This window comes from Gilliamella sp. B14384G12 (assembly GCF_016101825.1).
Taxonomy (GTDB): domain Bacteria; phylum Pseudomonadota; class Gammaproteobacteria; order Enterobacterales; family Orbaceae; genus Gilliamella; species Gilliamella apicola_N.
Genome location: NZ_JACFPU010000015.1, coordinates 15,273 through 29,878 on the forward strand (window position 1 = coordinate 15,273; position 14,606 = coordinate 29,878).

The 14,606-nt window shown below is 34.5% G+C and carries 14 protein-coding genes; 4 read left to right on the forward strand and 10 right to left on the reverse strand.

All coding sequences use genetic code 11. The features are described 5' to 3' along the window. Positions 1 to 72 precede the first annotated feature (72 nt). From H3S73_RS12360 to orn, 4 genes are all read right to left on the reverse strand, one after another. On the reverse strand, positions 73 to 1,404 hold the full coding sequence (locus H3S73_RS12360) for a CoA-disulfide reductase (RefSeq protein ID WP_198236789.1): 1,332 nt from the start codon (positions 1,402 to 1,404) through the stop codon (positions 73 to 75). A gap of 185 nt (positions 1,405 to 1,589) precedes the next feature. Next, positions 1,590 to 2,561 carry a ferrochelatase gene (hemH, locus tag H3S73_RS12365; RefSeq protein WP_198236790.1) on the reverse strand — a complete coding sequence of 324 codons (972 nt, stop codon included), beginning with the start codon at positions 2,559 to 2,561 and terminating at the stop codon, positions 1,590 to 1,592. 9 nt (positions 2,562 to 2,570) lie between these two features. Next, on the reverse strand, positions 2,571 to 3,842 hold the full coding sequence (waaA, locus tag H3S73_RS12370) for a lipid IV(A) 3-deoxy-D-manno-octulosonic acid transferase (RefSeq protein WP_198236791.1): 1,272 nt from the start codon (positions 3,840 to 3,842) through the stop codon (positions 2,571 to 2,573). Positions 3,843 to 3,847: 5 nt separating this feature from the next. Next, the gene (gene orn, locus H3S73_RS12375; RefSeq protein WP_198236792.1) at positions 3,848 to 4,411 is read right to left on the reverse strand and encodes an oligoribonuclease; all 564 of its coding nucleotides are present in this window, start codon (positions 4,409 to 4,411) and stop codon (positions 3,848 to 3,850) included. A gap of 79 nt (positions 4,412 to 4,490) precedes the next feature. On the opposite strand from orn, the gene rsgA reads away from it, so the two are divergent. Then, positions 4,491 to 5,519 (forward strand): small ribosomal subunit biogenesis GTPase RsgA, encoded by a 1,029-nt coding sequence (rsgA, locus tag H3S73_RS12380; RefSeq protein WP_198236793.1) that lies wholly within the window; start codon positions 4,491 to 4,493, stop codon positions 5,517 to 5,519. A gap of 124 nt (positions 5,520 to 5,643) precedes the next feature. On the opposite strand, the gene H3S73_RS12385 is transcribed toward rsgA, so the two are convergent. Then, positions 5,644 to 6,186, reverse strand: coding sequence for an HdeD family acid-resistance protein (locus tag H3S73_RS12385; protein ID WP_198236794.1), 543 nt, complete (start codon positions 6,184 to 6,186; stop codon positions 5,644 to 5,646). A gap of 188 nt (positions 6,187 to 6,374) precedes the next feature. After that, entirely contained in the window at positions 6,375 to 8,048 is a 1,674-nt protein-coding gene (gene dauA / locus H3S73_RS12390) for a C4-dicarboxylic acid transporter DauA (RefSeq protein WP_198236795.1), read from the reverse strand. 242 nt (positions 8,049 to 8,290) lie between these two features. Between dauA and H3S73_RS12395 the strand changes: the two genes are divergently transcribed. After that, a complete protein-coding gene (locus tag H3S73_RS12395) occupies positions 8,291 to 9,652 on the forward strand; it encodes a histidine-type phosphatase (RefSeq protein WP_198236796.1) in 1,362 nt (453 codons plus the stop codon). 61 nt (positions 9,653 to 9,713) lie between these two features. Here H3S73_RS12395 and dtd read toward each other — a convergent pair whose 3' ends face one another. The 4 genes from dtd to rpsT form a co-directional block, all read right to left on the reverse strand. Then, positions 9,714 to 10,148 (reverse strand): D-aminoacyl-tRNA deacylase, encoded by a 435-nt coding sequence (gene dtd, locus H3S73_RS12400; RefSeq protein ID WP_039127398.1) that lies wholly within the window; start codon positions 10,146 to 10,148, stop codon positions 9,714 to 9,716. 7 nt (positions 10,149 to 10,155) lie between these two features. Further along, entirely contained in the window at positions 10,156 to 10,995 is an 840-nt protein-coding gene (locus tag H3S73_RS12405) for a virulence factor BrkB family protein (protein WP_198236797.1), read from the reverse strand. Positions 10,996 to 11,005: 10 nt separating this feature from the next. Next, on the reverse strand, positions 11,006 to 11,620 hold the full coding sequence (locus tag H3S73_RS12410) for an SPOR domain-containing protein (protein ID WP_039127401.1): 615 nt from the start codon (positions 11,618 to 11,620) through the stop codon (positions 11,006 to 11,008). 110 nt (positions 11,621 to 11,730) lie between these two features. Continuing rightward, entirely contained in the window at positions 11,731 to 11,994 is a 264-nt protein-coding gene (gene rpsT, locus H3S73_RS12415; RefSeq protein ID WP_025316521.1) for a 30S ribosomal protein S20, read from the reverse strand. 228 nt (positions 11,995 to 12,222) lie between these two features. On the opposite strand from rpsT, the gene pgk reads away from it, so the two are divergent. Together pgk and fbaA are read left to right on the forward strand one after the other, a co-directional pair. Next, entirely contained in the window at positions 12,223 to 13,386 is a 1,164-nt protein-coding gene (gene pgk / locus H3S73_RS12420) for a phosphoglycerate kinase (RefSeq protein WP_025316520.1), read from the forward strand. A gap of 78 nt (positions 13,387 to 13,464) precedes the next feature. Continuing rightward, on the forward strand, positions 13,465 to 14,544 hold the full coding sequence (fbaA, locus tag H3S73_RS12425) for a class II fructose-bisphosphate aldolase (RefSeq protein ID WP_039127407.1): 1,080 nt from the start codon (positions 13,465 to 13,467) through the stop codon (positions 14,542 to 14,544). The last annotated feature ends 62 nt before the right edge of the window (positions 14,545 to 14,606 follow it).

Consider the following 14,606-nt stretch of genomic DNA (forward strand, 5'->3'; position numbering starts at 1 on the left):
CTGATTTTTGTATCAAGTAAGATAATTTGTATTATTTAGGTGTTGTCATTAACAATGACAATTTAACTATTATTATTTAGCTATTGAACCTGCAATATTTAAAATGTCCCATGGTCTTGAAAATGGCGGTGCATAAAGAAAGTCCATCATTGCTAATTCATCAATTTTTATTTCTGCCCAAATGGCAGTTGCTAACGTATTTACTCGTAAAACAGCGCCACTACCACCTACAATTTGTCCACCTAAAATGGTGCGGGTCTCGGCGTGATAAATTACTTTGGCTGTTACCTCAGTTTGCCCTGCAACATAGTTACTGTGATTTTTATCCTTAACAATAACTGTTTTATAAGCAATACCCGCTTTTTGAGCTTCTTTTTCGGTTAAGCCTGTTCGTCCTGCCTCAATATCAAACGCTTTAAATGCTGATGTACCGATGGTTCCAGGGAATTGACTCTGTCCACCTCCTAGATTTTCACCAACTATCTTGCCCAGTTTGTTCGCACCTGTGGCAAGAGGAATGTAAACCATCTCTTTGCTGACTTTATGCTGCAATGCAGCGCAGTCACCTGCTGCATAAATATCTGGAAAGTTTGTCCGTCCATAGCTATCGGTAATAATAGCGCCATTTGGTAGCATATTAAGACCAATATTTTGATAAATTTCACTGTTAGGTTTTACTCCAGTTGCGATAATAACCATGTCAGCAAGATAAGTATCTTTATTGGTAATTACGTGAGTGACATGCTGTTCTCCTATAAAACCTTGTACTTGTTCTTGTAGATGTAAATCACAATGTTGTTTAATGTTCTTTGCAATTACATCGGTAATTTGTGCATCGAATGCATCGACCAGTACTCTATCATCTAACTGAATTAATTTGACTTGCTTATTTAAAGCAACAAATGACTCGGCAATTTCAAGTCCTATAAAGCCTGCACCAACTACAATGACGTTTTTTACTGCTGGATCGGATAATGCTTGTTTAATGGCTAAACCATCATTGAGATCGCGTAAAGTAAAAATATTTTTCAATTTATAATTTGTAAAATTTGGAATGATAGGGCTTGCACCAACGGCAATTAATAATTTGTCATAATTATCATCAAAACATTCATCTGTATTAATATTTTTAATCGTTAGTTTTTTTTGTATGCTATCAATAGCGACAACTTGGTGACGTGTTTTTATTTCAATACCATCTTGTTGGAATTGTTGTGGTGTACGGGATATCATTTCATTAGCATCAGTGAAATGATCACCGATAAAATAAGGTAAACCACAAGCTCCAAACGATACAATGTCAGTTTTTTCATAAATACGAATGGTAGCATTAGGGTTCATTCTTTTGGCTTTAGCAGCAGCACTCGCTCCTGCAGCTTGAGCGCCAATGATGATTATTTTCATCTAATTTTCTCCTTAGGGCTCAGATTCTCAATAATGACAATCCTATCATAGGTTATAACATATGTGTGCGACAGATAATGACTTATTATGAATATTAATCAGTCGTACATTTGAAAACAAAATATTAAAGGTCTAAAGCGATAATTAATTCCTTTTTAGCCCTATTTTTGTCAAAAAGTTTCAGGTTAACTATACGTTTGAGTATAATTTATTAGATCTTTAATTAAATCAATTTGTAAATTAGAATCATTTAACGCATGAATATAATGAAACTTTTTGCCTCCAGCCTGTAAAAATAGTTCTCGATTTTCTTCGTTAATTTCGTAAATGGTTTCAATACAATCCACAGAAAATCCAGGACAAATAACATGAAGATATTTAACGCCATCATGTGCTAACTTTTCCAAAAAATCACTGGTATTTGGCGTAACCCATTTTCCTTTACCAAATTTAGATTGATAAGCCATTTCAATGGGAATATTAATGCCATTAGCTTCACATTTCTCAATTAATAATAATGTGGTTAGTTGGCAACGCTCTATGTAATCATCTTTACGTTTATGAATATAACGTTCAGGAATTCCGTGATAAGATAGTACTAATATCTCGGGCTCTCCTTGCTCTTCAAATGCTTGTTTAATTTGCAAATATAGAGCATTAATATAACTTGGATGATCAGCATAATCGCGGATGTAATGAATATTATTGGTTATTGATTGAGATGATTTAATTGTCTTTAGTTTATCAAGCACCGCTAATGTTGTTGTGGTCGAATATTGGGGAAATAATGGTAATACCGTTATTTTCTTACACGATTGCAGTTTATTTAAGGCAAATTGAAGATTCGGCTCGCCATAGGTCATGGCTAATTGACAATGAATATTAGGTAATTCCTGTTGTAATTTGTCACACAGTTGTTGGCTATAATGCATCAATGGTGATGAATTATCTATCCAAATTTTTTTATAGTGGTTAATAATATAAGGTACTCGTTTTGGTAACACTCGATACTTTAAAATTGGATACCAAAAAAAAGCAGGCAAATCCACTACATGCCTATCTAGTAAAAATTCGGTTAAATAGTGTTTTATTGCATCAGGCGTGACAGCGCTTGGCGTTCCGAGATTAACCAGTAATAACCCTTGTTTTTTATCCATAGCTAATCCTTATTTTGAACAAAGATAATGGTTTATAATACCAAGAAGCCGATCTAATGCACCTTGATTTTGCTTTAATACTTGGTAGGCATTTTCACCAATTTGTTGGCTATCTGTTTTATTATTTAATAGGTTGTTTACTACTAAATATAAAGCTTCTGCTGTGCTGTCACAAATTATCATTCCGTTTGCAGCAATTAACTGTTCGCAGATGATTTTAAAATTGAAAAAATATTGACCGCTAATAATTGGAATATGATGTAAGGCTGGTTCTAGAGGATTATGTCCACCATGGTCGACTAAGCTACCACCAACAAAGGCAATATCTGCCATGCTATAAAGTTCTAACAGTTCACCCATGGTATCACCCAAGACCACTTGTGTTTGATTGGTTGGAATTTGGTTCGAACTTCGGGTTATATAATTAAGCTCATTATTTTTAATGAGTTTTTCGACTGTTTTAAAACGTTCAGGATGACGGGGCACTAGGATTAATAATAAATCAGGATGCTGTAACAATAATTGTTTAAATGCTTTTAAGATGATTTCATCTTCACCATCATGGGTACTAGCCGCAATAAAAACGGGACGGTTCAATTGCCATTGTTGTTTTAAATTAGCAATTTTTTGTTGTTGCTCAGTTGTTAAATTGATATCGAACTTAATACTGCCCGTTACGGTTAGATGATCGCTGGGTAAACCTAATGCTGTAAAGCGTTCACCATCTTGCTTATTTTGTGCGGCAACCATGCTGATTTTTGCTAATAATCGGTTAATGGTTGTGCCTAGCTTACTGTAACGATTTGCTGAGCGTTCGGACAAGCGAGCATTAGCAATAATCAAAGGGATAGCGTTCTTATGGCATTGGCTAATAAAATTAGGCCAAAGTTCGGTTTCCATAATAATGACTAATTTGGGTTGGGTTATTTTTAAAAAACGTTTGATAGCGCACGGTAGGTCATATGGTAAATAGACATGGCTCACACTGTCTTTTAATAATGATTTAACTCGCTCAGAGCCTGTTGGTGTCATGGTTGTAACGGTAATGGGCAAAGCGGGATATCGTCGCTGCAATGCTTTAATAAGTGGAACAGCGGCAATGGTTTCACCCACGGATACCGCATGGACTAAAATACCATTTGCTTTCACTTTATTTTTGCAAAAACCATACCGTTCAAACCAACGTTTACGGTATGCTGGTGCTTTGTGGCTGCGCCAAAGTAATCTTATCCATACCAATGGCTGAATAAGATAGAGTAAAATGGTATAAAGTAATTGCATATCAATTAGTTCTTAAGCTTAAAAAAATGTTGGCGATAATAAATAAGCTCGGCAATTGAATCACGAATATCATCAAGCGCTTGGTGGGTACTTTGCTTTGTAATTCCTTTTAAAATTTCAGGTTTCCATCGTTTAGCTAATTCTTTTATGGTACTGACGTCTAAATAGCGGTAATGAAAATAACTTTCTAAATTAGGCATATAGTTAAATAGAAAACGACGGTCTTGACCAATAGTGTTACCGCAAATTGGTGAGCTGTTTGCAGGTACCCACTGTTTTAAAAATTCGATAGTTTGTTGTTCTGCTTGTTGTTCATTAACGGTACTTTTACGTACTCGTTCAATTAAACCAGATTTGCCGTGGGTATTTTTGTTCCAATCATCCATTAAGGCTAATTGATCGTCGGATTGATGAATGGCAATAACAGGGCCTTCAGCTAAAATGTTTAAATTAGAATCAGTTACAATAGTTGCAATTTCAATAATACGATCGGTTGCTGGATTAAGCCCAGTCATTTCAAGATCGATCCAAATAAGATTATTGCTGTTAATTTGTGATTGTGTGGTCATAATTTGTTATAGAAGTTTTCTTTTTGATGCCGAGTAGTGTAGCATAACTGTCAAACTGTTTTAGCAAAAATTAGTGACTGTGGCAAAAAATCAACTATCTAAAAATCAAAAAAGACGCGTGGCGGCTAAACACCAACAACGATTAGAAACCAAACAAAATGAAAATCTGTCAAATTTTTCATCGCCCCGTGATGGTGTGGTAATAAGTCGTTTTGGTAAGTCGGCTGATGTCGAAGATAACGCTCGAAACATTTATCGCTGTAGTATTCGGCGCACTTTACCATCGTTAGTGACAGGCGACAAAGTCGTGTGGCGCGAAAGTTTGGAGCCCAATACCAATGGCATTATTGAGGCGGTACATGCAAGGCATTCTGAGTTGGTTCGTCCTGATTTTTATGACGGGGTTAAACCAGTGGCCGCCAATGTTGATCAAATAGTGATTATTTCAGCGGTTTTGCCTGAATTATCACTTAATATTATTGATCGTTATTTAGTGGCTTGCGCAGTAACCGATATTGAGCCAATCATTGTCTTAAACAAAATTGATTTATTAAGTGATGAACAACGAGTAGAAGTTGAGAAGCAATTAACTATTTATACAAATATTGGCTATCAAGTTTTATATGTTTCTTGTCAGAATCACCAAGGAATTGCTGCATTGCAGGCTGTCTTGCAGGATAAAATATCCATTTTAGTTGGGCAGTCAGGTGTCGGTAAATCAAGTATTATTAATTTATTATTACCACATCAATTGCAATCGGCTATAACTGGAAATATTTCTGAATTATCCGGTCTTGGACAACATACTACTACTTCAACCAGACTTTATCATTTGCCAAACGGAGGTGATATTATTGATTCACCAGGTATTCGTGAATTTGGTTTATGGCATCTAGAACCAGAACAGGTAATTAGTGGTTTTAAAGAGTTCGATGACTATTTAGGTGGATGTCAATTCCGTGATTGTAATCATCTTGATACACCAGGTTGCTTATTACAACAAGCTGTAAGAGATGGCAAAATCGCACTTTCAAGATTAGATAATTATCATCGAATTTTACAGACCATGAAAGAAGTAAAAGCTAGAACGAATAAAAGTTATAAATAACCGTTTATGGTGAATTTGAATATCGTTAATTTTAATTGATTCAAACGTTTTTGTTATTACAACAAGTAAGGGTTGCTTACATTATTTAAATAGCAATTATGGGCAACCCTTTAATATTAAAGCATCAGTTTTTTACAGCAAAACCAATTGCTAAATATGCAAAACCTTGGAATATAAGGTCAATACCTAAAAACATTCCCAATACCCAAAGACTATCATATGGCCAGCCAGTAATTATCATCAAACCTAAAATTAGGGTTATAATACCAGAAGTGAGTACCCATCCCCAACGCGGTAAATTTCGATTACTAAAAGAGGCAAAAATTTGCGTAAATCCACTCATAATTAGCAATATTGCTATCACTAAAGTTAAAGCTGATGAAACCGCAATCGGCCGGAAAAAAGAGATTAAGCCAACAATAATGTATAAAATTCCCATTATTGCCCATAATGCCGTTTGACTAAAGCCTTTAAGGTTAAATGAATTTATTGTTTGTGCGATTCCTGCAATTAAAATTAATGTACCAATAAAATAGACAGAAAAAACAGTAGCCATGAACTGATAGCCTAAGGCTAAACATCCTAATACAATTAAAATAAAGCCAACTACGATTAACCAATTTGATTTTTGTTTTATATATTGAACGTTGTTTTCATCAGATATCATATTATTTTCCTGCTTTTATATTTAAGTTTACATTTAAATAAAATATCTTTCTGATCATAGAGTTGCTAATCATAGTTAGCAGCAGAAAAGAAAGATCGCGGAGGTAATGATTACTACTGATCTGTGGTATTCTTTAGGTGTACCACAGATCTTACTACTTATTGAATAACTTAAAAACTACGATGAAACTACTCTTTATCTTTCAATGCTTCATCTAATGTTGAGAAGAACATTAGTTTATTGGGGATAGGTACAATTTTGGCGCGAGCTAATGTTTTTAATGGCTGAAATTGCAATTCACAAATTGATAAATCAACGTGTTCTGGCAATTCATCAATAAAATGTATTAAGGCATTAAGTCCACCAGCGTCCAGAATTGGTACGGCATCCCATTGTAATATAATATGCTCATATCCGTTAATTTTTTTATAAAGCTCAACAAAAGTTTTTTCTGCCGCAGCAAAAAACAGTGGGCCATTAACACGTAAAACTAAGGTTTTATCATCACTTCGATTTAACTCAACTAAGCGGGTCATTCGAGCAATACGGCGCATAAATAATATGGAAGCCAATACTATGCCAAGTGTAATTGCTATAACCATATCAAATAATACGGTAAGTGACATACAGATTAACATAATTAAAATATCATCTTTAGGTGCGCATTTGATGATATATATCACTCGTTGCACGGCACTCATATTCCAAGCCACTATTAATAGCAGAGCGGCCATTGCTGATAGTGGAATATAAGATAAAAGTGGTGCAAAGCAAATAAGAGCAAGTAATACTACTAATGAATGTAATACGGCTGCAATAGGTGATGTAGCACCAGCCTTAACATTCGCAGCTGATCGTGCGATAGCGGCGGTAGCCGAAATGCCACCAAAAAACGGTGCAATAATATTGCCTAAACCTTGACCAATAAGTTCACTGTTTGAGTGATGTTTTGTGTGGGTCATCTCATCTAACACTACAGCACAAAGCAGTGATTCAATAGCGCATAACATTGCCATAGTCAATGAAATCGGAAGTAAAGCAGAAAGTGTCGTCCAATCCCAATTAAATTCAGCATTTTCCCATGGTAATACAAATTCAGGTAGTACCGAAGGAATACCATGACCAATAGTATTATCAGCAAGTGTATAGGTAAATCGTGAGCCTATGGTTTCAATCTGATAGCCGAATTGATTAAATATAAACATGACAATAATACCTGCAACTAATGCTGGTAAGTGACCAGATATCTTCACTCGAAATTTTGGCCATACAATTAATACAATTAGCGTTACCATTCCGACAATTGTGTCTGCAATATTAATGGATGGTAAAGTCTTAGCTAATTCAATAACTTTGCTTATATAACTTTCAGGCATATGTTCAAGAGTCAAACCGAAGAAATCTTTGATTTGCATAGTAGCAATGGTAATTGCTATGCCTGAGGTAAAACCTAATACTACAGGTAATGGAATATATTCAATTAATCTTCCTAATCGAATCATGCCCATCAATATTAGAAAAACGCCCGATAATAATGTTGCAATTAATAATCCAGATAAACCATATTGTAATGATACTGGATATAAGATAACGACAAATGCGGCGGTAGGTCCAGAAACACTAAAACTAGATCCTCCCGTTAGAGCAATAACAAAACCGGCTATAATTGCGGTATAAAGTCCATGTTGTGGTGGAACGCCACTGGCAATTGCAAGAGCCATTGCTAGTGGTATAGCGATAATACCAACGGTTATCCCCGCTATTAAATCTTTGATAAAGCGCGTTGTGTTATAAGGGGTAGTTATACATGCTGAAATAAATGCACAGCTAATTTTGGTGCCAGAAAGGCCATATAATTTCATTATTTTTGATTAATTAAATGCAAGTTATCTTGAATGCTTAATAAGATAATCTTTTTTACAAAAAATAAAAGAGCGTTATGAAAATAATCATCTTCTTTTTGTAAAATTTTACTATAAATCAAGTTTAGAGAAGCGGCTGTGTTAATATACGAAAAGAATGTTGATTTTTGTGGCATCTATTGACCACTTTTTCATCTTAATCCTAATTGCGTTTATATTAGTATTTAAATGGAGATAAAAATATGATTATGCTCGGTTCGCGTAACTTATTGACTGTTTTTCTATTTACTTTTACTTCATTAAGTTTTGCTCAAACCAATGTGATTGCTGGTTCCAAAACAGCTTACCAATACAATTCTAACCAAACTCTTACTTCTGCTCCAACAAACTATCAAGCTTTTTATATTGATCATATTGGGCGCCATGGTTCGCGGTATATAAGTAAATCAAAGCATGAAGATCTTGCTTATCACATTCTATCATTGGCTGACAGTCAACAACAATTGACTGATTCAGGAAAAGATCTTCTTAGGCAAGTCACTATCCTTAAGCAATTAAATCAGAACCACTATGGTCAGCTTACCAATCTGGGTCGCAAAGACATTAGTTTGATAAGTAACCGAATGCTGGAAAATAATCCAACAGTATTTAAAGGACAAAAAATTGAAGTTATTTCAAGCAGTTCTCCAAGAGCAAAAGAAACGGCAGAAATTTTTATTGATTCTTTTAAAGCTAAATACCCTAATATTCATGTGGCTCAACAACCAGACAATGAACAAACATTATTGCGCTTTTTTGAGTATTCTCCTGCTTATAGTGAATATAAAAAAAGTAAAGCAGTGAAAGATGCCGTGAAATCTATTGAGTATGCTTCTCAAACTAAACAGATGAGTAAACAAGTTGCCAAAGGCATTTTTAAAAAATCTTTTTTAATTAAGTTAAAAAAGGGATTGGATGAATCTGAGGATACATTAGTAAAAACATCGGATTTTGTTATTGCAGTATACCAATTGTATCAAGAATTGCAGGCTTTTTCGCCACAAGTTTTAACGGACAATCATCTTGATTTAGATCGTTATTTTTCAGCAGAACAAAAGACATGGCTTAATACAGTTGTTACTACAAAAAATTATTTGCAAATAGGCCCTGCCTTTGATGCTACAGGTATTCAAATTAAAATTGCTGCACCATTATTATGGGATATGATTCACTCTGCTGATAAGGCAATAGTTGATAATAATGTGGATGCTAATTTGCGCTTTGCGCATGCTGAAACGGTTTCACCATTAGCCACTTTACTTGAAATTGAAGGCTCTGCTAATGTTACTAAAACACTGTTTAATTATCCTACTGTATGGCGAGCAGATAAAATTATCCCTATGGGGGCGAACATTCAATGGATTTTTTATAAAAGTAAGCAAACTCATCAACCGATTTTAATCAAAGTATTACTAAATGAGCGAGAGGTACATTTACCTATTAAAACCGATAGTTACCCTTATTATCGATGGAATGATGTAAAACAATTTTATGTTAATAAACTGAATAAATTAGATTTAGATGAGAACCAGTCAGCAATAGAGATGTTAAAAAATCTAAAATAAATTAACAACTATAAATATTATGTCCTTATATCAGGGCATAATATTCAATATTGCGATTATATTAGACTTGTAGCCAGAATGTTACTGGTCCATCATTTATCAAAGAAACCTGCATGTCAGCTGCAAATTGTCCTGTTTGTGTATTAATTTTCTTTTTACATTGTTCAACAAAAAATTGATATAGTTTATTGGCTTCATCCGGTTTTGCACCTTTAGTAAAACTAGGGCGCATACCCTTTTGTGTATCGGCTGCTAGTGTAAATTGAGAAACAACTAATAGTTCACCATTAGTTTGACTAACATTTAAATTCATTTTGCCTTCATTATCACTAAATATTCGGTACCCTAGAACTTTTTCACATAAGCGTATTGCTTTTTGCTCATTATCTTCTTGTTCTACACCTAATAATACTAGTAATCCATGATTAATCTGTCCAATAACTTGATTATCAACAGTAACACTAGCTTGTTTAACACGTTGGATTAAGGCGATCATAAAATAATTACTCTGGTAATGATTGATTTTCAACTGCGTGCTTTTTGCGATTAAAGTCCGTTAAAGTTGCTGCAAACTCAGCGCCAAACAAAACAATGCACCAAGAAAAATAGATCCAAACTAACATAATGGGAATTGATGATACAACTCCATAAATAAGTTGATAAGTTGGGAAAGAAGTTATATACAGCGCAAATGCTCGTTTTCCTAATTCAAATAATATTGCTGCGACAATGGCTCCAACTATGGATTCTTTAAAAGGTACTGATTCAGTAGGAATAATACTATAAAGCAACCAGAAACCAGCTACAGATATAAAAAATGGTAAAGAACTGAATAGAAAGTTACCTGTGGTCGCAGTAGAAAGCCATTTTAGTGAAAACACATAAGAACTTATTGCAACACTTGAACCAGCTAAAATAGGGCCTAAAGTTAATATGGTCCAATACATCGTTAGATTGTACATGAATGATCGCTTACGCTTGGTTTTCCATATGTGATTTAGCGCAGTATTAATTGAATTAATTAATAGAAGCGATGTAACAATTAAACCGATTACCCCCATAAAGGTCATTTTTTTAGTATTGCCAATAAATTGTTCTAAATAATTCTCGATAGTGTCACTAGCCGTTGGAACCAAGTTGTTATAAATTATTTTTTTTAATGAAAGACTGACCTCATCAAACATAGGAAAAGCAGAGAGTAGAGAAAATATAACAGTAATAAGTGGCACTAAAGCAAGGATTGTTGTATAAGCTAACCCAGCAGCAGATGTTGTTAAACGGTCTTGATTTATACGCAACCATAACATTTTAGTAAACAACTGTATCTTTTTGAATGATTTCATATTTTTCTTTTTAGTTAGAAATAATACAATCATTAATCCCATTATTTTTTAATGAGTTTAATGCCTTATCTGCCTCATTTTTATTAGTATATTGTCCTGCAGTGACTCGATATAATTGACCAGAAGATATACTACCACTGATGCCAATCATTGCAATTCTTGCTTTAAGGGTTTCGGCGTTAGCTTTATCTTTGAATGCTCCGCATTTCAATATCCATTTATTTGCAGTACCAACATTTTGCGTAGTTATAGATGAAGTGGTTTCTTGTTTGGTCACACTATTATTTTTAGTCGGCGGCGTGACAGGACGTGAGTTATTGACAAAGCTATCTAAAATTTGTTGCCGTTCACTTGCTCTTGAATCATAACTAGCATTTGGAGTTTCAAGTTCTTTAAGATAAGTCCAACGTTCTTGCGGTCGTTCTGGTAATGTTATTGCCGGAGGTTGGGTTTTTACTTTTGGGGGTTTAACTGGTTGAGTTGGTTTGTTATTCGCAACGTAATAGAGAATAGTAGAAAATAGAATAATGATAATAATGGCCAAAAATATCATTAAATTAGGCTTATTTCGTGAATTATTTTTTTTTGATCGGCTCTTTTTTCTTACATAATCACGCTGAACCACAATATACTCTCTTATTAATATCGAATAACGGATTAGTATACAAATAAAAAAAGTGGCTTACACCACTTTTTATTATTCCTTCTAACTATAATAGTTAATAGATAACAGCATTAAGCCAATGCTTTAATCTGCTTAATTAAATTCGCTTTATGACGTGCAGCTTTGTTTTTGTGGATTAAGCCACGAGCCGCTTGACGATCAACAACTGCCTGCATGTCTTTGAATGCTACTTCAGCTGTTTGTTTATCACCAGCTGCAACAGCTGCGTAAACTTTTTTAATATAAGTACGCATCATTGAACGGTTACTAGCATTATGTTTACGGCGTTTTTCGGATTGAACCGCACGTTTCTTAGCTGATTTGATATTAGCCAAAGTCAACTCCCAAGTTTAGATAAAAATTACATATTAATAAGGCGGCAAAATATGCCTGATTTTCTCTCTATTGTCAATGCTGTTATATAAAATTTTTTACCTTGATAACAAATTTTTTATTTCTATCAGATGTTCAGTATGTGAACAATAATGGTTGTAACCTAAAAGAAAATTTTATGTTAGAATAGTCATAATTTTATTATATTGATATTTATAAGAGGAAGTCACATGTCTATTATTAGAATGCAAGATCTTGATCTAAAAGGAAAACGTTTATTTATTCGTTCAGATCTTAATGTGCCAGTTAAAAATGGTAAAGTAACCTCTGATGCGCGAATTAAAGCATCACTACCGACTATTGAAGAAGCGATCAAGAAAGGTGCTAAAGTAATGGTTACTTCTCATATTGGTCGCCCAACGGAAGGGGAGTATAATCCTGAATTTTCATTACAACCCGTTGTTGATTACTTGAAAGAACATGTATCTTTCCCTGTTCGTTTAGTAAAAGATTACCTTGATGGTGTGGATGTTAAAGAGGGTGAATTAGTTGTTCTTGAAAATGTGCGTTTCAATGTTGGTGAAGGTAAAGATGATGAAACTTTATCTAAAAAATACGCTGCACTTTGCGACATCTATGTAATGGATGCTTTTGGTACTGCTCACCGTGCGCAAGCTTCAACTCATGGTGCTGGTAAATTTGCTCCTGTTGCTTGTGCAGGTCCATTATTAGCGGCTGAATTAGATGCATTAGGTAAAGCGCTTGATAATCCAGCAAGACCAATGGTTGCGATTGTTGCTGGTTCTAAAGTATCAACTAAGTTAACTGTTCTTGATTCACTTTCAAAAATTGCTGACCAAATTATTGTTGGTGGTGGTATTGCTAATACTTTCATTGCAGCAGAAGGTTATAATGTTGGTAAATCACTTTATGAAGCCGATTTAATTCCAGAAGCTAAAAAACTAATGGCTAACTGTGAAATTCCTGTGCCTACTGATGTACGCGTTGCCACTGAATTTAGTGAAACAGCTACGGCAACTGAAAAATCAGTAAAAGATGTTAAAGAAAATGAGCAAATTCTTGATTTAGGCGATAAATCAGCAGAAGTATTAGCAAATATTATTAAGAATGCAAAAACTATACTGTGGAATGGTCCTGTAGGTGTATTTGAATTCCCTAATTTCCGTCGTGGTACTGAAATTGTTGCTAAAGCAATTGCTGATAGCCAAGGTTTTTCAATTGCCGGTGGTGGAGATACATTAGCTGCAATTGATTTATTTGGTATTGAAGATAAAATCTCTTATATTTCAACTGGTGGTGGTGCTTTCCTTGAATTTGTTGAAGGTAAAAAACTTCCAGCTGTTGCAATGTTAGAAGAAAGAGCAAAAGCATAACATTTTAGTTTAAAAGTAAGGATGAGCTAATTACTCATCCTTACTACTTTTTATATTAATAAATTTATAGGTAATAAAATGGTTACAAAAATTTCTGATGTCGTTAAACCTGGTGTGGTAACTGGTGATGATGTTCAAAAGGTGTTCCAAATTGCACGTGAAAATAATTTTGCCCTACCAGCGGTAAACTGTGTTGATACAAATACAATTAATGCAGTTATTGAAACGGCAGCTAAAGTAGGTTCTCCTGTTATTGTTCAATTTTCTAATGGTGGTGCACAATTTATTGCAGGTAAAGGTTTAAAACTTGAAGGGCAAGAGTGTGCTGTGTTAGGTGCAGTATCTGGCGCTAAACATGTTCATCTTATGGCAGAAAAATATGGCGTACCAGTTATTGTACATACCGACCATTGTGCGAAAAAATTATTGCCTTGGGTTGATGGATTACTTGATGCTGGCGAAACTCATTTTGCTAAAACAGGTAAACCATTGTTTTCTTCTCATATGATCGATCTTTCAGAAGAAACATTAAAAGATAACATTGATATTTGTTGTCAATATCTTGCTCGTATGTCGGCAATGAAAATGACATTAGAATTAGAATTAGGTTGTACTGGTGGTGAAGAAGATGGTGTTGATAATAGCCATATGGATAGTTCAGCACTTTATACACAACCAGAAGATGTTGCTTATGCTTATGAACGTTTGAGCGCGATTAGCCCTCGTTTCACTATTGCTGCATCATTTGGTAATGTGCATGGTGTTTATAAACCAGGTAACGTTAAGTTGACGCCAAAAATTCTAGATAACTCACAAAAATATGTATCAGAAAAATTTAATTTACCTGAAAAATCATTGAACTTCGTGTTCCATGGTGGTTCTGGCTCTACACCAGAAGAAATTGCAGAAGCAGTAAGCTATGGTGTTATCAAAATGAATATTGATACTGATACACAGTGGGCTAACTGGGCTGGTGTTTTAGATTATTACAAAGCGAATGAAGCTTATTTACAAGGACAATTAGGTAATCCTGAAGGTCCTGATGCACCAAATAAAAAATATTACGATCCTCGTGTATGGTTACGTAAAGGTCAAGATTCTTTAGTTGCACGTTTAGAACTCGCATTTAAAGAACTTAACGCAATTAACGTTCTATAATTTGAAGGCAAAAAAAGCAGAATCTTTGGTTCTGCTTTTCATTTTTATCCTGTTTTAAATAA

Excerpts from the sequence above, each read along its gene's own strand:
- H3S73_RS12360 (WP_198236789.1), bottom strand. The coding sequence starts at position 1,404 with ATGAAAATAATCATCATTGGCGCTCAAGCTGCAGGAGCGAGTGCTGCT.
- hemH (WP_198236790.1), bottom strand. The coding sequence starts at position 2,561 with ATGGATAAAAAACAAGGGTTATTACTGGTTAATCTCGGAACGCCAAGC.
- waaA (WP_198236791.1), bottom strand. The coding sequence starts at position 3,842 with ATGCAATTACTTTATACCATTTTACTCTATCTTATTCAGCCATTGGTA.
- orn (WP_198236792.1), bottom strand. The coding sequence starts at position 4,411 with ATGACCACACAATCACAAATTAACAGCAATAATCTTATTTGGATCGAT.
- H3S73_RS12385 (WP_198236794.1), bottom strand. The coding sequence starts at position 6,186 with ATGATATCTGATGAAAACAACGTTCAATATATAAAACAAAAATCAAAT.
- dauA (WP_198236795.1), bottom strand. The coding sequence starts at position 8,048 with ATGAAATTATATGGCCTTTCTGGCACCAAAATTAGCTGTGCATTTATT.
- H3S73_RS12395 (WP_198236796.1), top strand. The coding sequence starts at position 8,291 with ATGATTATGCTCGGTTCGCGTAACTTATTGACTGTTTTTCTATTTACT.
- dtd (WP_039127398.1), bottom strand. The coding sequence starts at position 10,148 with ATGATCGCCTTAATCCAACGTGTTAAACAAGCTAGTGTTACTGTTGAT.
- H3S73_RS12405 (WP_198236797.1), bottom strand. The coding sequence starts at position 10,995 with ATGAAATCATTCAAAAAGATACAGTTGTTTACTAAAATGTTATGGTTG.
- pgk (WP_025316520.1), top strand. The coding sequence starts at position 12,223 with ATGTCTATTATTAGAATGCAAGATCTTGATCTAAAAGGAAAACGTTTA.
- fbaA (WP_039127407.1), top strand. The coding sequence starts at position 13,465 with ATGGTTACAAAAATTTCTGATGTCGTTAAACCTGGTGTGGTAACTGGT.